The following is a 20,710-nucleotide window of genomic DNA, read 5'->3' as shown; positions in this document are numbered from 1 at the left end:
AGTATGGACGTTGGTCGGATGACCTCACAGAGTTGGGCTACATGCCGAGTCGACTGCTTGTAGGTTTGGGCTGACTGACTAAAGGGAGGGCGGAACGTAGGGTGGGCGTGACATTTTTCGTCATGCCCGAGGTTCCCATGCAAAAGAATAATCACGATTTTCCAGGGCCGGCCGAGACGAATGGCTTTGCGCACGTGGTGAAAATGATCAAAAGTGCTCAGCAAAGCGCCGCCATGGCTGTGAATGCGCATCTGATTGAGCTTTATTGGCAAGTCGGTGCTTTTATCAGTCAAAAACTTGAACACGCTGAATGGGGCGATTCTGTTGTCGAGCAACTGGCGGCCCATATTGCCCACACTCAGCCTGGCCTTAGAGGCTTTACCCGTCGAAATTTATTTCGCATGCGTCAATTTTATGAAGCGTACAAGGCAGAGGAACATTTAGTGTCAGCGCTGCTGACACAAATGCCCTGGACGCATCATTTAATGCTGCTGAGCCAATGCTCAATGGCACAGCAGCGAGCGTTCTATATGCGTACGGCAATCGCTCAAAAGTGGTCGAGTCGTGAGTTGGGGCGCCAACTGCAAAGCGCATTATTCGAGAGAACGATCATTCAGCCTGCAAAGCTTTCGCCTGCCTTAAAAGAGCGTATAGAGGACGTTACGAGCATTTTTAAAGACGCTTATGTTCTGGAGTTTCTCCAATTACCCAAGGGGCACAGTGAGTCAGGTTTGCATCAGGGTTTGCTTGGGCATCTAAAAGCATTTCTGACCGAGTTGGGGCATGACTTCTGTTTTGTTGGTTCGCAGTACCCATTGCAGGTTGGCGCTCGTGACTTTGTGGTAGATCTGGTGCTGTTTCACCGAGGTTTGAATTGTCTGGTCGCGATTGAATTAAAGGTCGGACGCTTCGAACCCGAGCATCTCGGCAAACTCAATTTCTACCTTGAAGCCCTGGACCGGGATCATCGCAAGCCGCACGAGAATCCGGCGATTGGGGTTTTATTGTGTGCCAGTAAAGAGGATGAAGTGGTTGAATACGCGCTGAACCGCTCATTGTCCCCGGCATTGATCGCCGAATATCAGACGCATTTGCCGGACAAGAGGCTGTTGCAAGCCAAGCTCCATGAGTTTTATCTGCAAAACGTTCCTGTCGACGATGCGTGACCGCGTCCAGCCCTGCTCGGAGTTTTTACCCCTGTGAACATCGATACCCGCATCAAATACCGTCATCTGGTGTGCTTTCTGGAGATGGCACGCCAAGGCAGTTTGGCGCGGGCGGCGGATGTGTTGGCGGTGAGCCAGCCGGCCATGTCCAAAACCCTCAAGGAGCTTGAAGAGCTACTGACGGTGAGTCTGTTTGTGCGCAGCAAAAGCGGTATCCGTCTGACCGAGGCCGGGGTGGCTTTCCTGCGTTATGCGACGCCGTCGGTGCAGGCTTTGCGCGAAGGGGTGAACGCCTTGCGCGGGGGCGAATACTCCGGGGGGACGGTGCGGCTGGGGGTGTTGTCCACCGTTGAGAGCCTGCTGGTACCCGAGTTGGTCAGCCGCCTGCACGCCCGCCATTCGGCGCTGGTGGTGAGTATCGTGACCGGGCCGAGTGCGTATCTTTTGTCGCAGTTGCGTGTCGGTGATGTCGATTTGGTGATTGGGCGTATGACCGACAGCCCGGAAATTCAGGGTATGAACTTTGAACACCTGTACAGCGAATCGATGACCCTGGTGGTGCGGCCGGGCCATCCGTTGCTGCAAGGCCCGCTGGACCGTAGCCAACTGGAGCGCTACCCGCTGGTGTTGCCGCTGGCCAACACCACCATCCGTACCTTTGCTGACAGCCTGTTTGTGCAGTGCGGCATCAGCCAGTCGCGCCAGCGTCTGGAAACCCTGTCAGTCACGGTGAGCCGCCGCTACGTGCTGCGTAACGATGCGGTGTGGATCGCCCCGCTGGATGCTGTGCGTCTGGATCTGGCCAGCGGCGAACTGCATGAAATTGACCTCGGGCAGCGTGAGCCGGGCGGTTCGATCGGCATTTGCAGTAACGCCCATGTGCCCATGTCGGTGGCGGCCCAAGGTTGTGTCGAGGTGCTGCGTGAGCTGGGGCATGCCTATGCCGAAGGCGTTTATCCATAACCATTTGGTTATGTTAAGGGTTGGCCTTTTCAATAGTGCTTGAACCTCTGTTGTTTAAAACTGGCGCCTGGCCTTTATAAAAACAACAGGAGATCGACATGTCTGATGCAGACAGCCGGCGCTTTATCATCCGTGATCGCAACTGGCACCCCAAAGCCCTGACCCCTGACTACAAAACCTCGATTGCCCGTTCCCCGCGCCAAGCGCTGGTGAGCATCCCGCAATCGGTGAGCGAAACCAGTGGCCCTGATTTTTCCCACCTCAAATTCGGCAAGTTCGACAACGACCTGTTGTTGAACTTCAACAATGGCGGTTTGCCGGTCGGTGAGCGGATTTTGCTCTCGGGTCGTGTCTGCGACCAATACGGCAAGCCGATCCCACACACCTTGGTAGAGATCTGGCAAGCCAACGCCGGTGGCCGTTATCGTCACAAAAACGACCGCTATCTGGCCCCGCTGGACCCCAACTTTGGTGGCGTGGGCCGCACGCTCACGGACAGCCAGGGCTATTACAGCTTCCGTACCGTCAAGCCCGGCCCTTACCCGTGGCGCAACGGCCCCAATGACTGGCGCCCGGCGCATATTCACGTGTCGATCAGTGGCCCGTCGATTGCCACGCGCTTGATTACCCAGTTGTATTTCGAAGGCGATCCGCTGATCCCTATGTGCCCGATCGTCAAGTCGATTGCCAACCCTGAGGCGGTGCAAAGCCTGATTGCGCGCCTGGACATGGGCGCCGCCAATCCGATGGATTGCCTGGCCTATCGCTTTGACATCGTGCTGCGCGGTCAGCGCAAGACTCACTTCGAAAACTGCTGAGGAGCCTCGTCATGCCTATCGAACTGCTACCCGAAACGCCATCGCAAACGGCTGGCCCTTACGTGCATATCGGCCTGGCGCTGGCCGCCGCCGGTAACCCGTCCCGCCCGGAAGAAATCTGGAACGACATGGCCAAGCCTGACGCGCCGGGCGAGCACATTGTGCTGGTCGGCAACGTCCATGACGGCAATGGCCATTTGGTCCGCGACTCCTTCCTGGAGTTCTGGCAAGCCAACCACGAAGGCGTTTACGACGAACACTTCGACGCCGAGAAGCCTTTCAACAGCTTCGGCCGTACCGCCACAACCTTTGATGCCGGGGAATGGACGCTCAACACGATCAAGCCGGGTGTGGTCAAAAATGCTGCCGGTGTGCCGATGGCGCCGCACATCAACGTGTCGCTGTTTGCCCGCGGGATCAACATCCATTTGCAGACCCGCCTGTACTTCAGCGACGAGCCGGAGGCCAACGGCAAATGCCCGGTGCTCAACCTGATCGAGCAACCGCAACGCCGTGAAACCCTGATTGCCCATCGCTGCGAAGTGAACGGCAAACCGGCGTACCGTTTTGATATCTATATTCAAGGCCCGAACGAAACGGTGTTCTTCGATTTTTAAGGGCTGCATGTGGGAGCAGGCTAACCCGCCTGACTCCCACCTCAATGACTCACTCGTACTGCGTCACCCCCGCCATATGCCGCCCGGCGATGTAGCCAAACGTCAGGGCCGGCCCAAGATTTATCCCACCTGCCGGGTAGTACCCGCCCATGATGCTGGCCATGTCCGTGCCTGCCGCATACAAGCCTTTTATCGCCTGACCGTCTGCGTTCAGCACTTGGGCGTGTTCGTTGGTTTTGAGCCCGGCAAAGGTGCCAAAGCAGCCGGGTTCGACCTTGACCGCGTAAAACGGTCCTTTGCTGATCGGTGCCACGCAAGGGTTGGGCTGATGCAGCGGGTCGCCTTGCTTGCGGTTGTACGGGGTTGAGCCGCGCCCAAATTGTGGGTCCTGGCCTGTTTGCGCGTGGCGGTTGTAGTTGTCCACGGTGGTTTGCAAGCCCTTGGCGTCAATGCCACACACGCGGGCCAGGCCTTCCAGGGTGTAGGCGCTTTTCAGGTAGCCGGACTGGATAAACGGCCCCACGGGGATGGGAAACGGCCGCGAGATGCCGAGCCCGTAACGGCGCTGGAAGTCATGGGTGCAGATCAGCCACGAAGCGACCGGTTCACCGGCTGGTGCTTGTTCCACCATGGCGGTGACGTAATCGTAGTAGCCATTGGCTTCGTTGACGAAGCGCTGACCGTTGCTCAATACGCCAATGATTCCCGGCTTGGCGCGTTCAATGATGTGCGGAAAGTGCCCGATGCTGCCGTCGCTGTGCGTGACGCGGGACACCGGGGCCCAGGCGACCGTGGAGTGCAGGTCGCTGTTGATCTGCCCGCCAGCGCTTTCACCGAGGGTCAGACCATCGCCATTGACGCCCAGCGGCGGCAGGGCCAAGTGTTCGTGGCCGGTCGGTGTGCGCGGAAACAGCGCCTTGCGCCGCTCAATATCATTGGCAAAGCCCCCGGCTGCCAGCACCACCGCCTTGCGGGCGCGAATGCGGATGTCCCCGCGTGCTGTCTTGACCACCGCGCCAGTAACGCCTGCCTCGTCCTGAGTGAGTGATGTGACCGGTGCGGATTCCCACAGCAACACACCCAAGTCTTCTGCCGACTTGGCCAGTCGCGCCACCAGCGCCACGCCATTGACCAATTGCAAGGCGCGGCCATGCAGGGCGAGGTCAATCAGGTGGCGGCCAAAGCGCTTGGTCACGTGCCAGGCGGCCGGCAGTGAGCGTGTCAGGTTGAGAAAGGCCGCAAGGTCTGGTCCGGCCATGATCGGCATGCCCATAAAACTGGTTTCGCGCATGGTTTTGCGCAGCCGCTTGAGCAGCTTGCCGACCTCGCGGCCGTTATACGGCGCGGCGATCACCGAGCGCCCGCCAGTCCCGGCGCCTGGGGTGTCGCCGTGGATGTCGGCAATGGCGTTGCCATCGGCAAACTGCAAGCGGGTGTGCCGCTCGAAGAACGCCACCATTCGCGGCCCGGCTTCCAGAAACGCGTCAATCATGGCCGGGTCGTAACGCTCGCCCAATTCATGCTTGAGGTAGGTGCGCGGCAATTCCACGTCTTCAATGATCCCGGCGCGTTTAGCCAGCGGGTTGCACGGCACCCAGGCCCAACCGCCGGACCAGGCCGTGGCGCCACCGAAGACCGCATCCTTTTCGACCACGATAACTTTTTGCCCGTGCCAGGCGGCCGTGACGGCTGCGGACAAACCGGCCGCACCGGAGCCGACAATCAGCACATCACAGTCGATAACGTCAGGTTGAGGGGCTGCGGTCATGGTGGGGCTCCGGATTGAATCGTTTTTGGAATTGAGTTCCAAAATATAAAGATTTGCTCTAAAAACAACAACCCCGAGTGTGTTTGTTCAGTTCCAGCTTTTGCGTTTGCGGGTTTACCTTTTAGAATCCTTTCATTTGCGAGGGCTTTGTATGGCTGGCAGTCAGATCGAACGGGTGTTCAGTGTGCTTGAGAGTCTCACGCAGGAGCCTCGCGGCGTGCCGATGCAGACGCTCGCCGAGCAATTGGGCATCCCTAAAAGTGCGACCCATCGCTTGCTTACCGAGTTGGTGCGGTTGGGCTATGTGCGGCAAAACAGCGAGAACAGCCGTTACCATTTGTCGACCAAGCTGGTCGCCATGGGCTTTCAATACCTGGCCAGCAGTGGGGCCGACATTGTGCAGCCGATCCTTGATCGGCTCGCCCAGGAAACCGGCGAACTGGTGCGTTTAGGGGTGGTGGACGGTGAGCGCCTGACCTGGATCGCCAAGTCCCAGGGCGCCCGCTCTGGCCTACGCTATGACCCGGATATGGGCCGCGATGCGCCGCTGTATTACACCGCGTCCGGGCATGCCTGGCTGGCCAGCATGAGCGATGCCATGGCTTTGGCACAGGTTGAACGCCAGGGTATTACGCCCCCCGAAGGTGTGGGACCGAATGCGCCGCACTCCAATGTGGAGTTGCTCGAGCGTCTGCGTATCGCCCGTGAGCAGGGTTATGCCTGCGTAGAAGAAAGCTCGGCGATAGGCACCAGCGCCATTGCTGCTGTGGTGCGCAGCCCGCTGGGCAAGCATGTGGTCGGCGTGTTGAGTGTGGCAGGCCCCAGCGCACGCCTGCCTCAGGCCCGCTTGCACGAGCTGGCGCCATTGCTGCTGCAGTTCACCGAGGAGTTGTCAGTGGCCTGTCAGGCATCTGAACTCTTCGATGCCTGACGGCTAAATTGAACGGAGTGGTTAATTTATCTTGCAAGAAAGTGGAACCAGATTCTAAATTAATCGGAATTCTGTGATTCCATAATTCTTACAAGAGGATCAGCATTTTGAACGCTCCAATGCGTATCGCTTTGGTGGGCGCCGGCATCATGGGCCGCCAGCACCTTCATCATCTAAAAGGCCTCGACAGCGCTGTGCTCTGCGCGGTCGCAGACCCTGCGCCGCAGTCGGCCGGGTTTGCGGCGCAATGCGGGGTCGAATGGTTTGCTGACACGGCGCAGATGTTGGCGGCTGCAAAGCCCGATGGCGTGATCATCGCAAACCCCAACACCTTACACGTGAGCACGGCGCTGACCTGCCTGGCAGCGGGTGTGCCGGTGCTGCTGGAGAAACCCGTAGGCGTGGATCTGGCAGAAGTGCGTACGCTGGTGGCGGCGTCGCGGGACAGCGGCGTGCCGGTGTTGGTGGGCCATCATCGGCGCCACAACCCGCTGATTGTGCGGGCGTATGAGCTGGTGCATAGCGGGGCGCTGGGGCGTTTGAGTACGGTGACCGCGTTGTGGCAACTGCAAAAGCCCGAGAGCTATTTCGATATCCCGTGGCGGCGTGAGGCCGGTGCGGGGATGCTGCTGACCAACCTGATCCACGACCTGGATCTGCTGCGCCATTTGTGTGGCGAAGTGCGACAGGTGCAGGCCATCACCAGCAATGCCGTGCGCGGCTATGGCAATGAGGACTGTGCGGCGGTCTTGCTGCAATTTGAAAACGGTGCTCTCGGTACGTTGACCGGCTCTGATGCCGTGGCCGCACCCTGGAGCTGGGAACTGGACTCGGGTGAAAACCCGGTGTATCCGCGCCAGAGCGATCAACCCTGCTATTTGCTGGCAGGCACCGGCGGGGCGTTGAGCATTCCGCAGCTCAAACGCTGGCATTACGCCGAGGACGGCGCGGGCTGGCACCAGCCGTTGCTGGTCGAGCAAGAAGCCTTCAAGCCCGATGAAGCCCTGCGTTTGCAACTGGAACATTTTGTTCGGGTGATTCGACGCGAGGTTGCGCCGTTGGTGAGTGCGGCGGATGCCGCCCGCACCCTGGCGCTGATTGAAGCCATTCGTGAAGCCGCTGCCACTGGCCGGGCCTGCGCCCCAGCCCCTATCGACGCCTGAAAGAGCCCACTATGAATTCTCGTCCTTTGTCCCTTGCTGCCCTGACCGTGCTGGAAGTCTCGCCGGTCGACATGATCGACATTGCCGCCCGCACCGGCTACAGCCATGTCGGTCTGCGCCTCGAACCTGCCACGCCAGAGGAGTATCACTTCCCGCTGGTCAATGACCCGGCTTTACGCAGGCAAACCCTCAAGCGCCTGCACGACACCGGCATCAAAGTGCTCGATATCGAGATTCTTCGCTTGAAGCCGCAGACCTGCGTGTCAGATTTCGACAAGATCCTGTCTGTGGGCGCTGAATTCGGCGCCACCGAGTTGCTGGTCGCCGGCAATGACCCCGATGAACAACGCATGACCGATAACTTTGCGCAATTGTGTGACTTGAGTCGCCCTTACGGGATCTATCCTCATCTTGAGTTCATGCCGTGGACCGATGCCAAGAACCTGCAGCAGGCGGTGCGGGTGGTTGAGCAGGCGGGCCGCGTCAATGGCTGCGTATTGGTCGATGCCTTCCATTTCAACCGCTCTGGCTCAAGCCTTGAAGACCTGAGCCGGGTAGAGCCGTCGCGCATGCGCTATATGCAGTTGTGCGACGTGGCGGGGCCAACGCCCGATGACATGCAGGAAATTTTGCGCCAGGCGCGTAATGAGCGGCGTTTTCCTGGCGACGGTGACTGCGATTTGCTCGGCTTGCTGAGATTACTGCCCAAAGACATACCGCTGAGTCTTGAAATTCCCTGCGTAGAACTTCAGGCACAAGGCGTCAGCGCCGAACAACGGGCGCAATGGGCGATTGATAAAACCCGGGTGCTTTTGCAACAGCTGTAGTGCGTAGCGCCCGGATGCGGGTGGCTGAGTGCTGTGAGTCCATTGCTCCACATTGAGGTGTTCGATGACATTGCCTACGCCACTCTCAGGCGTTAACCAGCCACTCAAGGGCATTCTGCTGATCGTGATCGCGACGGCGTTGTTCTCCAGTCACGACGCGCTCTCCAAGTACTTGAGCGGTTTGTACCCCGTAGTGATGGTGGTGTGGGCGCGCTATATGGTGCACACCTTGCTGATGGCCAGTTACTTCTTGCCGCAGTCGGGGCTACGGGTGCTGCGCAGCAAGCGCCCGTTGCTGCAGGTGTACCGGGCGATCTGCTTGCTGGGCTCCGGGCTGTTCTTCACCTTTGGGCTGCTGTACATCCCGTTGGCGGAAAACACCGCGGTTAACTTTTTGGCGCCGTTATTGGTGGCGGCCCTGTCCGGGCCGTTGCTGGGCGAAAAAGTCACCCGGGGGCAATGGATTGCAGTGAGCTGCGGGTTTATCGGCGTGGTGGTGATCATCCATCCGGGGGGCGACTTGTTCACCCCGGCGGTGCTACTGCCGATGTCGGCAGCGCTGTGTTTCAGTTGCTACCAGATCCTCACGCGCAAACTCAGCCTGTACGACACACCGACCACCAGTAACTTTTTTGCCGGGTTGTTTAACGCGCTGGTGCTGAGTGCGCTGGTGCCGTTCTTTTGGCAGACGCCGACCCTGGTGCATGGCCTGGAAATGCTCGCGCTTGGTTCGTTGGGCATGACTGCGCATTTGCTCCTGACGCAGTCGTTCCGCCTCGCCGCCCCGGCATTGCTGGCGCCTTTCAGTTACTGTCAGATTGTGTTTTCCGGGTTGCTGGGCTGGCTGCTGTTCAACCACACGCCGGACCTGACCTCACGGATTGGCATCGCGATTGTCTGCATCAGCGGGTTGGCGGCGGCTTGGCAACAGCGCAAGAAAAGGGCGGTTTAACCCTCAACACATTTCTGCCTCTGTGGGAGCGGGCTTGCTCACGATGGTCGTTAACGATGATGCGTAGTGGCCTGTTAAATGAGGCGCTCTGAAGACCATCGCGAGCAAGCCCGCTCCCACTTGAGTCGTGTTGCTCTTAAGTGAACAGCATTGCTGTAGGAGCGAGCTTGCCTCGCGATCTTTTGACCTGAAAAAAAACCCCTCTCCCGAAGGAGAAGGGCTGTTTGAACGCTTCGGATCGAACTCAAACCTGCGGGATTTTTCGCGGGGCCATGAAGTACATCCACGTCAGCGCAATGAAGTACATCGCCGGAATCATGGTGAACAACACGGTGTAGTTGTTGTTGGTGACAGTCAGTACATAACCCACGATTTGCGTCATGAACATGCCGCCGATGGCCGCGCACATGCCGCCAAAGCCGAACACCGTGCCCATCATGTGTTTAGGCGTGTAGTCCATCACCATGCTCCACACGTTGGCGGTCCAGGCCTGGTGCGCGCCCAGGGCCAATGCGATGGCGCCCACGGCAACCCACAGTTGGCTGGAGCCAGCGGCCATGACCACGCCGATGATGCATATCGCACACAGGAACATCGACACCAGCCGTGCCTTGACCGCCGCCATGCCGCGACTGATCAGCATCGAAGACAAAATCCCGCCACCGACGCTGCCGAAGTCGGCCGTGATGTAGATGATGATCAACGGGATGCCCATCTGCGTGACGTTGATGCCCAGGTTGTATTGCTGGTTCAAGAACGGCGGCAGCCAGTACAGGTAGAACCAGAACACCGGTGCGGTCAGCGAGTAAGACAACGCAAAGGCCCAAGTCCCGCGCATTTTCAGGATCGTGCCGAAACTGACTTTCTGTTGCTCCGGTTCTTTTTCGCTCTGGATGTAGTCCAGTTCCTGTTTGCTCACCGTTGGGTGCTCTTCAGGGTTGTAGTACTTCAGCCCCCAGAAGATCAGCCAGATACCGCCCAACGCCGCCATGCACAGAAACGCGGCTTGCCAGCCCCACACATGCAGCACCAGAGGCAACAGCATCGGGGTGAACATGGCGCCGACGTTGGTCCCGGCGTTGAAGATACCGCTGGCCACTGCGCGCTCACCGGCGGGGAACCACAGGCGCGTGGTTTTCACGCAGGCAGGGTAGTTGGCGGCTTCGGTCAGGCCGAGAATAAAGCGGCACATCATAAAGCCGACGGCCGAGGTGGCCAGGCCGTGGGCGCCGGTCGCCAGGCTCCACAGCAACACGGCGCAGAAGAACACGCGTTTGACCCCGATCCGGTCGATCAGGCGACCTTGCAGGACGAAGCCAATGGCGTAGCCCACCTGAAACCAGAAGTTGATGTTGGCGTAGTCCATCGCCGTCCAGCTCATTTCCTTGGCCAGAATCGGTTGCATCACGCCCAGTGCGGCGCGGTCGATGTAGTTCAGCGTGGTCGCGAAAAACACCAGGGCGAGCATGCCCCAGCGGGTTTTACCAATGGCCATGGCGCCGCGGATCTTGTCGCCAATACCGGCGTGCGGGGTGCTTTGGGCAGAGTTGACGTGTGTCGATTGAGAAGGGGTCATGGCTATTTACCCGTCCGTTGAAAGGTCGGGTACCACGCCGGCGGCAGAGCAAAGCAGAGCGTCATATCAATAAGAGCAAGCATGAGTGGTTACCCGTTTTTTTTGGAATTGTTATGTGGTGTTGTGCAGCATTTATTGCAAAAGGTACGGGTTGGATGGTGGCGATTGGACAAAAAGTCGTCAATTCAACAAAGGGCATAGTGTTCGATAATCGCACGCAAAACTAACCGGTTGGTACAGACTGGTTGCTCAATGATAGGGTGCCCTTAATAATCAGGCTATTAGAAATGCCGTCGGTTGCAGGCGGTGGCAATCATGGGAGTGTTAAATGAAGCGTTCAATCGCCACTGTTTCCTTGAGCGGCACCTTGCCGGAAAAGCTCGACGCCATTGCCGCAGCGGGTTTTGACGGGGTTGAGATCTTTGAAAATGACCTGCTGTACTACGACGGCAGCCCTCGCGAAGTGCGCCAGATCTGCGCAGACCTCGGCCTGGAAATCAGCCTGTTCCAACCGTTCCGTGACTTTGAAGGCTGCCGCCGCGACCGTCTGGCGCGCAACCTCGACCGCGCCGAGCGCAAATTCGACTTGATGCAGGAACTCGGTACCGACCTGGTATTGGTGTGCAGCAATGCCGCCGCCGACTCGGTGGGTGACCGGCAAATCCTGCTGGACGACTTGAGCCTGCTGGCCGAGCGCGCCGGGGCGCGGAACCTGCGCATCGGCTACGAAGCCCTGGCCTGGGGGCGGCACGTCAACACCTGGCAACAGGTCTGGGACCTGGTGCGCGAGATCGACCATCCGAGCCTTGGCGTGCTGCTCGACAGCTTCCACACCTTGTCGCTCAAAGGCGACCCGAGCGGCATTGCGCAGATTCCCGGCGACAAGATCTTCTTTGTGCAAATGGCCGACGCGCCCATTTTGGCGATGGACGTGCTGGAGTGGAGCCGCCACTTCCGTTGCTTCCCGGGGCAGGGCGAGTTCGACTTGCCGGGCTTTCTGGCGCCGATCATTCAGAGCGGCTACACCGGGCCTTTGTCGCTGGAGATCTTTAATGACGGCTTCCGCGCAGCGCCTTCCCGCGCCAATGCGGCAGATGGCCTGCGTTCATTGCTGTACCTCGAAGAGAAAACCCGCGAGCGGCTGGACCAGGAGGCCGCGCCTGCCGCCAGCCTTGAGCCGTTGTTCGCGCCGCCCAAGGCCAGTGACTACAAGGGTATCGAGTTTCTGGAGTTCGCCGTCGATGACAATCAGGGCGCGCAACTGACCCACTGGCTTGAGCGATTGGGCTTCAGCAAGGCCGGTCAGCACCGCTCCAAAAATGTCAGCTTGCTGCGTCAGGGCGATATCAACCTGGTGCTCAACGCCGAGCCTTATTCGTTTGGGCATAACTTTTTTGAGGCGCACGGCCCGTCGCTGTGCGCCACCGCCATTCGCGTGCAAGACAGCGCCAGCGCGCTGGCCCGTGCCGTGGCCTATAAAGGCCAGCCCTATCGAGGCCTGGTCGGCCCCAATGAGCTGGAACTGGCGGCGGTTCGTGCGCCGGATGGCAGCCTGATTTATCTGGTCGATCAGGACGAAGCGGGTAACCCGTTGTACGAATCGGACTTCAACCTTGCGACCGCCCACACCGGGCAAGGCGGGCTCAAGCGCATTGACCACATGGCCATGGCGCTGCCAGCCGACAGCCTCGACAGCTGGGTGCTGTTCTACAAGAGCCTGCTGGACTTTGAAGCGGATGACGAAGTGGTGTTGCCCGACCCGTACGGGTTGGTCAAAAGCCGCGCATTGCGTAGCCGTTGCAGCACGATTCGTTTGCCGCTGAACATTTCCGAGAACAAAAACACCGCCATCTCACATGCGTTGTCGAGTTATCGCGGCTCCGGTGTGCATCACATTGCGTTTGAGTGCGACGACCTGTTTGCTGAAGTCAGCCGCGCCAAAGCCGCAGGCGTACCGCTGCTGGATATCCCGTTGAACTACTACGACGACCTGGCGGCGCGCTTTGATTTTGACGATGAGTTTTTGAGCGAACTGGCCTACTTCAACGTCTTGTATGACCGCGACGCTCAGGGCGGTGAGCTGTTTCATGTGTACACCGAGCCGTTTGCCGGGCGCTTCTTCTTTGAGTTGTTGCAGCGCAAAAACGGCTATGCCGGCTATGGTGCGGCCAACGTGGCGGTACGTTTGGCGGCGATGGCCAAGTCGCGCACCGGGGCGGTGCGTCAGGCCAAGCTGTAGGGCGCCACGCGAATACGTTTGTCGACTTCCTTCGATGAACTACTCGGGCCATAATCGCGGCCATCTTCCGATGGCCGTGAGCCTGTAATGACCCAGATAACAGAAGTCGACACCGACGCCACGGCGCCCGCAGTCGAACCGCGCAAGAGCCGGAAAAACAACCCGGAAAAGACCCGCGAAAACATCCTTCAGGAAGCCCTGGCCGAGTTCGTCGAACAAGGGCTGGCGGGCGCACGCGTGGATGCCATCGCGGAGCGTACCCGCACGTCCAAACGCATGATCTATTACTACTTCACCAGCAAAGAGCAGCTCTACGTCGAAGTGCTGGAGAAGCTCTACGGCGAGATCCGCAGCACCGAAAACCTGCTGCATCTGGATGAAATGGAACCCCGGCAGGCGATTAAAAAGCTGGTTGAGTTCACCTTTGATCACCACGACCTGAACGCCGATTTCGTGCGCATGGTCAGCGTTGAAAATATCCACAAGGGCGAGTACATCAAGCGTTCGGAAGGCATCAAGGCCATGAACGACACGATTGTTCATGCCCTCGAAGAGATCCTGCGCCGAGGCGTTGAGCAGCAGGTGTTCCGCCCCGGTTTAAATCCGTTGGACGTGCACCTGCTGGTCAGTTCGTTCTGTTTTTACCGCGTGTCCAACCGCTACACAGTCGGTGAGATTTTTCAGATCGACTTGTCCGACCCGCAGGTTAAACAGCGTCAGCGCGAGATGATCTGCGACTCGGTGCTGCGTTATTTACAGGTATGAGTGAGACCACGCCTTAGCCGTTCATTTCCTGGCCATTCATTTCCTGGCTGTTCATTTCCTGAAAATGCGCGAGCAGGCGTGAGGCGTCAGCGCTGGCGCCGCTGATCAGTTCAAACGCCTTGACCGCCTGGAACACTGCCATGTTGCCGCCATCCAGCGTGCGGCAACCCAGCGCGCGGGCATGGCGCAGCAACTCGGTTTGCAGCGGGAAGTACACAATCTCGGCCACCCACAACTCTGAGCGCAGCCACTGTGCGGGAACGGGCATGCCCGGCAGCTTGGCCATGCCCATGGGCGTGGTGTTGACCAGCCCGTTGGCCCTGCTCAGCGAGGCCTCAAGGTCAGTGCCGGCCTTGGCCCGCGACCCGGCAAAGTGCTGATTCAAGTTGTCTGCCAGGCTCTGTGCGCGGGCTTGGTCGACGTCAAAAATATCCAGCCGTTGTACGCCTTCGCTGAGCAGTGCGTAGGCCACCGCTGAGCCCGCGCCACCCGCGCCCATTTGCACCACGTGGTGCACGGCAACGCCGCTCAAGCCGCGACGAAAACCTTCGGCAAACCCCGAACAGTCGGTGTTGTGCCCTATGCGTTTGCCGTCCCGGAAAATCACCGTGTTTACGGCTCCAATACCGCGGGCTTGATCAGATAACTCGTCCAGCCACGGCATAATCGCCTGCTTGCACGGGTAAGTAATGTTCAAGCCGCTGAAGCCCATACGCTCAGCGGCGGTCAGCAGGTCGGGCAGGGCGTTGTTATCGAGCTGCAACACGTCCAGATCGATCAACTGGTACACGTAACGCAGCCCTTGCGCCTCGCCTTCGCGCTCGTGCATTGCCGGTGTGCGGGAGGCCTGGATACCGGCGCCGATCAGCCCGGCCAGCACTGACTTGGGTGTGTGGGTCGACATGCGCTTAGCCCTTCAGTTGGCGGCTGAGGTGTTGCAAGGCCAAGCGATAACCGTTGCTGCCAAACCCGCACAACACGGCTTGGGCAATGCCCGAGACGAAGGAGTGATGGCGGAAGGCTTCGCGGGTATGGACGTTGGACAGGTGCACTTCGATCACCGGCAGTTCACTGGCGACCAAGGCATCGCGAATGGCCACCGAGGTGTGGGTCCAGGCGGCCGGGTTGATCACAATCGCGGCGCAGCGCTGGCGAGCGCCATGGATCCAGTCGAGCAGTTCGCCTTCGTGGTTGGTTTGGCGAAACTCAACGTTCAAGCCTTCTTCGCGGGCCGTCTGGCCGCACAAATTGGCAATGTCTGCCAGCGTTTCGTGGCCGTAAATACCGGGTTCGCGGGTGCCAAGCAAGTTCAGGTTGGGGCCGTTAAGCACCAGGACGATAGGGGACATAGCAAGCCAACTCTACTTTGTTTTTATAGGGTCGCCTGAGCGCTGCTCAAGCGGTTGGCTTAAATTGTACCAGCCGGTTAATAAGGTCAATTGGGTGATAAATGCCGACGCCGCTTTGTGCCATTAAGTGGGCGTTTATCGAACAATGCGCGAGTCCCGCTAATATCAATTGAAAATCATTCTCGACAAAAAGTAAGATAGCCGCCCCTTTTCCTCATGCGTCAGGGAGTCGGTTTGTCGGATATGGACCTCAAGGGCTTGTTCCTCAAGCATGCCAGTACCCTGCGCGGGTACCTGGCGCGCAAGGTGCGAGATCCACAGTTGGCCGCCGATCTGGTGCAGGAGAGCTTCCTGCGCCTGGCCGAGCGCGGGCGCAAGGAACAGATCGACAACTCCCCCGGTTACCTCTACCGCGTGGCGGGCAACCTGCTGGTCGATCACATCCGCCAGGAAATCCGCCGTAAGACCGACTCGGTGACGCACGAGGCCTTGGCTGACATTGAGGACGAAATGGCAGAGCTGGAGGCTCAGGCAATGGCTGAACAACAGCGCATGGCGCTCAAGCAGGCACTGTCAGAGCTGCCCGAGCGCACCCAGGAAATCTTCCGCCTCAACCGCATCGAAGGCATGACCCATGCAGAAGTGGCGCGCCAACTTGATATTTCTGACAGCTCCGTGCAAAAGCATCTGTCCAAAGCGCTGGCGTATGTCATGCAACGCCTACAAGCAGCTGAGAAATAACCTACCTGAGTTTCGATAAACGGCTTACTGAATATCGGCAGGCCAGACGTCACTGCTTATACATAACGAGAAATTGAGATTCACACGTGAATAGCCAAGGCCGCGAACAACAGATCATCACTGAGACGGCCGCCGAGTGGGCGGTGCGCCTGCACGCGGGTGACCTGGACGCGGCGGCGCAGGCGCAACTCGAACAATGGTTGGCCGCTGATGAGCGCCACGCGCCTGCCTTGCAGTTTGCCAAGCAAACCTGGGCGGCCTTGGGGGCCTTGGCGCAGGACCCGGAAATGGCCAGGCCAACCCCACGCCGTCAGCGCCCGGAAGCGCCGCGCCCTGCGCCGGTGACTCGGCGCAGGCGCCCGCTGCGTTGGATCGGGCGTGCTGCGGTACTGTCCTTGGTCTTGGCAGTGGGCTGGATCAGCGGCCCGACGGTGCTGATCAATATGCAGTCCGACTACCGCACCGGTGCAGGAGAAATCCGTACCGTGCAGCTCGATGACGGCAGCTCGGTAGAGCTGGATGCGTCGAGTGCCATCCGCATCGACTACGACACCTACGAACGGCGAATCAGCCTGCTGGCGGGCTCGGCAGTGTTTGACGTGGCGCCGATGGGCGAGGCAGAAGTACGGCCCTTTGTGGTGCAAAGCGCAGGCGGGCAAACCAAAGCCCTGGGCACACAATTTGTTGTCGGGCGACAGAGTAGCGACCAGGCCTGGGTTGGGGTGTTGCAACACAGCGTCGCTGTGAGCCTGCAAAGCCGGCCGGTTCAAGGCGCGGTCCGACAAACCCTGCAAGAGGGGCAAAGTGCGCGGTACAGCGCGCGCAATGGCGTGCAACCCTTACCCGGTTATGACCTGAGTGCGGCCACCAGTTGGCGGCGCGGCGTGCTGATTTTTGATCGCCAGCCGTTGGCCCACGTGATCGAGCAACTCAACCGTTACCGCCCCGGGCAAATCGTTCTGGCCAACCGTGCCTTGGCCGATCGGCAAGTCAGCGGCGTCTTCCGCCTCGAAATGCTCGACAGCGCCTTGCACACCCTCACTCAGGAATTGCACGTCAAACGTGTGGAACTGGCAGGCGTCAGCCTGATTTATTAAACCGATCCCTGTAGGAACGAGCTTGCCTCGCGATCTTTGAAGGTCAAAAGATCGCGAGGCAAGCTCGTTCCTACGCGGGTTTCATCAACCAAATCCGGCTTCTGAAAATTATTCGCAAAAACCTTTACTGACTTTTCCCCGCCCGTTCGTCTTGCTATTGAGATTCATTCTCATGACAAAACACGTAAGCCTGGGGATAACAAAAAATGGTCGTTAGTCAGCGCAAAGGGAAGCAGCCCGCAAGCCGGTTGGCCTTTGCTGTACATGTGGGAATATTGGCCGTATTGGCGGCCCATGCACCGGTGCACGCCGTTGAAAAAGTCAGCAGCGCCATTGCGCAAGAATTCATCGCCTTCCACATCCCGGCGCAGCCGCTGGACAAAGCGGTGCTGGTGTTTGCCGAGCAAGCCGGTTTGCAGGTGCTGTTCGACAGCCAGATGCTGCGTGGCCTGACTTCGCAGCCCCTTAACGGTGACTTCGGTGTGCAGGAAGGCCTGGCGCGCCTGCTGGGCAGCAACCCGGTGGAATACCGCTTTACGGGTGAACGCCAAGTGACCTTGACCCGTGTGAGCGGTGAGGCCAAAGGTGCGCTGGCGCTGGGCACCACCTCGGTGACCGCCAGTGAGAACGGCAACGGCGCAGACTGGGTGTACCAAACGCCCCAAGCGGTGTCAGTGATAACCCGCGAGCAAATCAACAAGCGTGCCCCGCGCCATGCCGCCGACATGCTCGAAGAAACCCCCGGCGTGTACACGGCTGTCGACCAGCGTGACCCAGGTTTGTCGATCAATATTCGTGGGGTTCAGGACTATGGCCGGGTCAACATGAACGTTGACGGCATGCGCCAGAACTTCAACGTCAACGGCCACCAGCACCGCAATGGCGTGATGCTGATCGACCCGGAAATGGTCTCCAGCATCGAAATCGACAAAGGCTCGCAGTCCACCCTGGGCGGTGCCGGCGTTATCGGGGGGATCGCCACATTCAGAACCCTCGAAGCCAGTGACTTCCTGAAAGACGGCAAAGAATACGGCGGGCGCATTCGTGCGGGCAGCGGTATCGGCAACATGGGCAACGGCACCTATTTCAACGGTGGCGGGGTGTTCGCGTTTGGCAACGATATCGGTGATGCCTTGTTTGCCGTGAGCGAGCGGCACTTCGGCAACTACCGCAGCGGACGGCAGCATGCGGGCAATTTAGGGTCTCAAATGCGGCTCAAGGATGTACGCCCCGAAGCCTGGAAAAGCTGGCTGAAAAGTGAAGTCGGTGACGCAGGCAGCGTGACCCGCTCGCAAATGGCCAAGTTCGGTCTCAACCTGCCGAACGACCAGCGTGTGCAGTTGAGTTACCTGAACACCGACAGCGACAGCAATGATGCCTGGACCTACCTCAAGGCTGATCAGTCGGGTTATGACTATGTCCGGCACAGCAAAAACAACCTGAGCACCGCCAACTACGCCATTGACTACAGCTGGAACCCGGACAACGAACTGATCGATCTGAAGGCCAAGCTGTATTACGTCGATACGCAACTGGAGCGTGCCAATGCCCGGCATAACGCCACGGCTGACAACGCCTTTGGTGCTTATAAAGACCGTTTCCAGACCGAGACGTGGGGGGCACAGGTTCAAAACACCTCGCTGTTCAACTTCGACACCTATGGTCAGTTGAGTGTGAATTACGGCCTGGAGATGTATCAGGACACATTCACGCCGCGCACCAACAAAGTGGCCGCCGTCAACGAACAGTCGCTGCCTTATGTAGAAGGCGCGAACCCCTCTGGCAAGCGCACCATGGCCAGTCTGTTCAGTAATCTGGAGTATGACTACAACGGTTGGTTGAACCTGAGCGGTGGTTTGCGCTATGACCGCTATCGCCTGGAAGGTAAAACAGGCATGACGCTTTTCGAACGACAAATCATTCGTTATGAAAATGGTGTGCCGGTGGTCAATCTCGACCCAGGTAAGCGCGTCGAAAAGATGTACGACGTGGACAATGAGAGCGGTCATTTTTCGCCGACCTTTGGCATCGCCATCAAGCCCGGTGTGGACTGGCTGCAACTGTATTCTCATGTCGGTAAAGGCTGGCGCCCACCGGCTGTGACGGAGGTGTTCATGACAGGGCGCCCCCATGCGGGCGAAGCACCTGAGCGGGTATTCCCAAATCCTTTCCTCAAGGCTGAAGAGTCGAAAGACTGGGAGGTGGGTTTCAATATCTTCAAAGAGTCGCTGTTCTTCGATAATGACCGGCTCGGGATGAAGGTGTCGTACTTCGATAACCGAATCAAGAATTTCTCGTTTATGCAGTACGGTATTAGCCTGCCGGAGGCCGCGACGAGTAATTTTGGTGACTTGGCGTACGTTAATAATCTGAGTGATACACGTTTTCGAGGTGTTGAATATCAACTTAATTACGACATGGGGCGGGCTTATACAAACTTGAGTTATACCCATATGATCGGCAGTAATGACTTTTGTTCCAAGCGCTATTACATGGGTGGAGCGAAAACAACAGGGAAAACACTCAAAAGTTATATAGAGCGCTATGTACGTCCGGATGGAAAAATAGGCATTCGTCCTGTCAGCGAAAAAGAGTGGCTGGATGATGATGTGAAAAATAACGCGGTTGATTGTGGCGGGATAATGGGCAATGCGACGTACATGCCTGCGGATCGAGGCTCATTAACCATTGGTGCGCGCTTCCTGGAGCGGCGTTTGGATACAGGCGTTCGCCTGCGCTACAGCCCTGGCAACGGCAGAGATCTTAATGCGCATAACTATAAGTCCATCGAACAGGCCATGTGGCCTAAATACAGTGTCTATGATCTGTATGCCAGTTACTGGATGACTGACGATTTTAATATTTCGTTGGTGATGGAAAACGCTACGGACGAAGCCTACTTTGTTGCTATGGGTGATGTTAATAACTTGAGTCTGGCGCGCGGGCGGACACTGAGCGGTATGCTCGAATATAAGTTTTAAGTAGAAAACGTATTCCTTATTAAAGAATTTGCCCATGTCGGGTAAATGCACACGTTCGTGTGCGCTCACTAAAACTGTCCAAGGAAAAGGTTAAGAGATGGCTATTTCAATTACCTACAACTCTGCATTTGGTGATATTTCCATTCAGGACGTGCTCAGCGTCTGGTCCACTGGTTTCAAAACGGCCGGCCATGGCACGGGCAATACAGGTGGATTTAACACGGGCACGGGTCAGTATGATGGCGAGCAATATGCGACCCACGGTGCCAATGGATCTCAGTATGCCTACATCGCCGGAAGCGATACGACTGATGGCTTGCATTATGTGTATAACCCGCTTGTTTCACCGGGTGACAACATGAATCACTACCTGTGGGGTGAGTTGGACAGCGTACAACTGGGCACGGATTTGAACGGCGGCAGTGGTAGCCCATTCATACTTGATGATTACTTTGTCTCCTTCAACGGCCTCGACCTGTCCGCCGCCAGCGATGCTGGCCGTGCAGGCAACGCTGTTCAGGACGTGATCTACGGCCTGATGCGCGGCAATGTGGCGGGCCTGGAAGGCGTGCTCAACACCCTGCTGAGCGAGTTCAATCTGAGCACCGATTCGACCTTCGACCAACTGGCGGCTGCCGGTCTGGCGCACGCCGACACCGCGTTTGCGGCTGATATCGGCCTGGTCGGTGTGCAAGACGCTGCCCAAGACTGGGCGCTGGCGGCTTAACACGCTCTCTCAGCCTTGAACCCAATCCTG

Annotated in this window: 18 protein-coding genes; 14 read left to right on the top strand and 4 right to left on the bottom strand. The window is 58.3% G+C overall.

Annotated elements, in window-relative coordinates:
- Positions 1-137: 137 nt before the first annotated feature.
- From TU84_RS04475 to pcaG, 4 genes are all read left to right on the top strand, one after another.
- Positions 138-1,166 carry a PDDEXK nuclease domain-containing protein gene (locus TU84_RS04475; protein WP_048367810.1) on the top strand — a complete coding sequence of 343 codons (1,029 nt, stop codon included), beginning with the start codon at positions 138-140 and terminating at the stop codon, positions 1,164-1,166.
- Positions 1,167-1,199: 33 nt separating this feature from the next.
- The gene (gene pcaQ / locus TU84_RS04470) at positions 1,200-2,129 is read left to right on the top strand and encodes a pca operon transcription factor PcaQ (RefSeq protein ID WP_048367480.1); all 930 of its coding nucleotides are present in this window, start codon (positions 1,200-1,202) and stop codon (positions 2,127-2,129) included.
- Between the two features lie 98 nt (positions 2,130-2,227).
- Positions 2,228-2,947 (top strand): protocatechuate 3,4-dioxygenase subunit beta, encoded by a 720-nt coding sequence (gene pcaH, locus TU84_RS04465; RefSeq protein WP_048367478.1) that lies wholly within the window; start codon positions 2,228-2,230, stop codon positions 2,945-2,947.
- An 11-nt stretch (positions 2,948-2,958) separates the two neighbouring features.
- Positions 2,959-3,564 carry a protocatechuate 3,4-dioxygenase subunit alpha gene (gene pcaG, locus TU84_RS04460; RefSeq protein WP_048367476.1) on the top strand — a complete coding sequence of 202 codons (606 nt, stop codon included), beginning with the start codon at positions 2,959-2,961 and terminating at the stop codon, positions 3,562-3,564.
- Between the two features lie 49 nt (positions 3,565-3,613).
- Here the strand turns inward: pcaG and TU84_RS04455 are convergent, their stop codons facing one another.
- The gene (locus tag TU84_RS04455; RefSeq protein ID WP_048367475.1) at positions 3,614-5,332 is read right to left on the bottom strand and encodes an FAD-dependent oxidoreductase; all 1,719 of its coding nucleotides are present in this window, start codon (positions 5,330-5,332) and stop codon (positions 3,614-3,616) included.
- A 151-nt stretch (positions 5,333-5,483) separates the two neighbouring features.
- Between TU84_RS04455 and TU84_RS04450 the strand changes: the two genes are divergently transcribed.
- From TU84_RS04450 to TU84_RS04435, 4 genes are all read left to right on the top strand, one after another.
- Positions 5,484-6,263, top strand: coding sequence for an IclR family transcriptional regulator (locus tag TU84_RS04450; RefSeq protein ID WP_048367474.1), 780 nt, complete (start codon positions 5,484-5,486; stop codon positions 6,261-6,263).
- 107 nt (positions 6,264-6,370) lie between these two features.
- Positions 6,371-7,426 (top strand): Gfo/Idh/MocA family protein, encoded by a 1,056-nt coding sequence (locus TU84_RS04445; protein ID WP_048367473.1) that lies wholly within the window; start codon positions 6,371-6,373, stop codon positions 7,424-7,426.
- 11 nt (positions 7,427-7,437) lie between these two features.
- Positions 7,438-8,253, top strand: a complete 816-nt coding sequence (locus TU84_RS04440) for a sugar phosphate isomerase/epimerase family protein (RefSeq protein ID WP_048367471.1) — start codon at positions 7,438-7,440, stop codon at positions 8,251-8,253.
- Between the two features lie 64 nt (positions 8,254-8,317).
- Positions 8,318-9,205 carry a DMT family transporter gene (locus tag TU84_RS04435; protein WP_048367469.1) on the top strand — a complete coding sequence of 296 codons (888 nt, stop codon included), beginning with the start codon at positions 8,318-8,320 and terminating at the stop codon, positions 9,203-9,205.
- Positions 9,206-9,449: 244 nt separating this feature from the next.
- Here TU84_RS04435 and TU84_RS04430 read toward each other — a convergent pair whose 3' ends face one another.
- Complete coding sequence (locus TU84_RS04430) at positions 9,450-10,781, bottom strand: MFS transporter (protein WP_048367467.1); 1,332 nt, start codon at positions 10,779-10,781, stop codon at positions 9,450-9,452.
- 328 nt (positions 10,782-11,109) lie between these two features.
- Here TU84_RS04430 and quiC point away from each other — a divergent pair, with 328 nt between their 5' ends.
- Positions 11,110-13,020, top strand: coding sequence for a 3-dehydroshikimate dehydratase QuiC (gene quiC, locus TU84_RS04425; protein WP_048367466.1), 1,911 nt, complete (start codon positions 11,110-11,112; stop codon positions 13,018-13,020).
- A gap of 87 nt (positions 13,021-13,107) precedes the next feature.
- On the top strand, positions 13,108-13,785 hold the full coding sequence (locus TU84_RS04420; protein ID WP_048367465.1) for a TetR/AcrR family transcriptional regulator: 678 nt from the start codon (positions 13,108-13,110) through the stop codon (positions 13,783-13,785).
- A 13-nt stretch (positions 13,786-13,798) separates the two neighbouring features.
- On the opposite strand, the gene TU84_RS04415 is transcribed toward TU84_RS04420, so the two are convergent.
- Entirely contained in the window at positions 13,799-14,689 is an 891-nt protein-coding gene (locus TU84_RS04415) for a shikimate dehydrogenase (RefSeq protein WP_048367464.1), read from the bottom strand.
- A gap of 4 nt (positions 14,690-14,693) precedes the next feature.
- On the bottom strand, positions 14,694-15,134 hold the full coding sequence (gene aroQ / locus TU84_RS04410) for a type II 3-dehydroquinate dehydratase (protein WP_048367462.1): 441 nt from the start codon (positions 15,132-15,134) through the stop codon (positions 14,694-14,696).
- 234 nt (positions 15,135-15,368) lie between these two features.
- On the opposite strand from aroQ, the gene TU84_RS04405 reads away from it, so the two are divergent.
- The 4 genes from TU84_RS04405 (at position 15,369) to TU84_RS04390 (ending at position 20,680) form a co-directional block, all read left to right on the top strand.
- Positions 15,369-15,875 (top strand): RNA polymerase sigma factor, encoded by a 507-nt coding sequence (locus TU84_RS04405; protein ID WP_048367461.1) that lies wholly within the window; start codon positions 15,369-15,371, stop codon positions 15,873-15,875.
- 86 nt (positions 15,876-15,961) lie between these two features.
- Positions 15,962-16,972: a FecR family protein gene (locus TU84_RS04400; RefSeq protein ID WP_048367459.1), complete on the top strand. Its 1,011-nt coding sequence runs from the start codon at positions 15,962-15,964 to the stop codon at positions 16,970-16,972.
- A 206-nt stretch (positions 16,973-17,178) separates the two neighbouring features.
- Complete coding sequence (locus TU84_RS04395; protein WP_048367458.1) at positions 17,179-19,953, top strand: TonB-dependent receptor; 2,775 nt, start codon at positions 17,179-17,181, stop codon at positions 19,951-19,953.
- 97 nt (positions 19,954-20,050) lie between these two features.
- The gene (locus TU84_RS04390; protein ID WP_048367456.1) at positions 20,051-20,680 is read left to right on the top strand and encodes a heme acquisition protein HasA; all 630 of its coding nucleotides are present in this window, start codon (positions 20,051-20,053) and stop codon (positions 20,678-20,680) included.
- Positions 20,681-20,710: the final 30 nt, after the last annotated feature.

The organism is Pseudomonas helleri (genome assembly GCF_001043025.1).
Classification (GTDB): Bacteria; Pseudomonadota; Gammaproteobacteria; order Pseudomonadales; family Pseudomonadaceae; genus Aquipseudomonas; species Aquipseudomonas helleri.
Note: the sequence above shows the minus strand (reverse complement) of the source record. Positions and strands in the feature narration are given on the sequence as shown.

Coding starts and splice junctions, on each gene's coding strand:
- TU84_RS04450 (WP_048367474.1), top strand. CDS start 5,484: ATGGCTGGCAGTCAGATCGAACGGGTGTTCAGTGTGCTTGAGAGTCTC.
- TU84_RS04475 (WP_048367810.1), top strand. CDS start 138: ATGCAAAAGAATAATCACGATTTTCCAGGGCCGGCCGAGACGAATGGC.
- pcaG (WP_048367476.1), top strand. CDS start 2,959: ATGCCTATCGAACTGCTACCCGAAACGCCATCGCAAACGGCTGGCCCT.
- pcaH (WP_048367478.1), top strand. CDS start 2,228: ATGTCTGATGCAGACAGCCGGCGCTTTATCATCCGTGATCGCAACTGG.
- quiC (WP_048367466.1), top strand. CDS start 11,110: ATGAAGCGTTCAATCGCCACTGTTTCCTTGAGCGGCACCTTGCCGGAA.
- TU84_RS04395 (WP_048367458.1), top strand. CDS start 17,179: ATGGTCGTTAGTCAGCGCAAAGGGAAGCAGCCCGCAAGCCGGTTGGCC.
- TU84_RS04390 (WP_048367456.1), top strand. CDS start 20,051: ATGGCTATTTCAATTACCTACAACTCTGCATTTGGTGATATTTCCATT.
- TU84_RS04415 (WP_048367464.1), bottom strand. CDS start 14,689: ATGTCGACCCACACACCCAAGTCAGTGCTGGCCGGGCTGATCGGCGCC.
- TU84_RS04435 (WP_048367469.1), top strand. CDS start 8,318: ATGACATTGCCTACGCCACTCTCAGGCGTTAACCAGCCACTCAAGGGC.
- TU84_RS04455 (WP_048367475.1), bottom strand. CDS start 5,332: ATGACCGCAGCCCCTCAACCTGACGTTATCGACTGTGATGTGCTGATT.
- TU84_RS04420 (WP_048367465.1), top strand. CDS start 13,108: ATGACCCAGATAACAGAAGTCGACACCGACGCCACGGCGCCCGCAGTC.
- aroQ (WP_048367462.1), bottom strand. CDS start 15,134: ATGTCCCCTATCGTCCTGGTGCTTAACGGCCCCAACCTGAACTTGCTT.
- TU84_RS04440 (WP_048367471.1), top strand. CDS start 7,438: ATGAATTCTCGTCCTTTGTCCCTTGCTGCCCTGACCGTGCTGGAAGTC.
- TU84_RS04430 (WP_048367467.1), bottom strand. CDS start 10,781: ATGACCCCTTCTCAATCGACACACGTCAACTCTGCCCAAAGCACCCCG.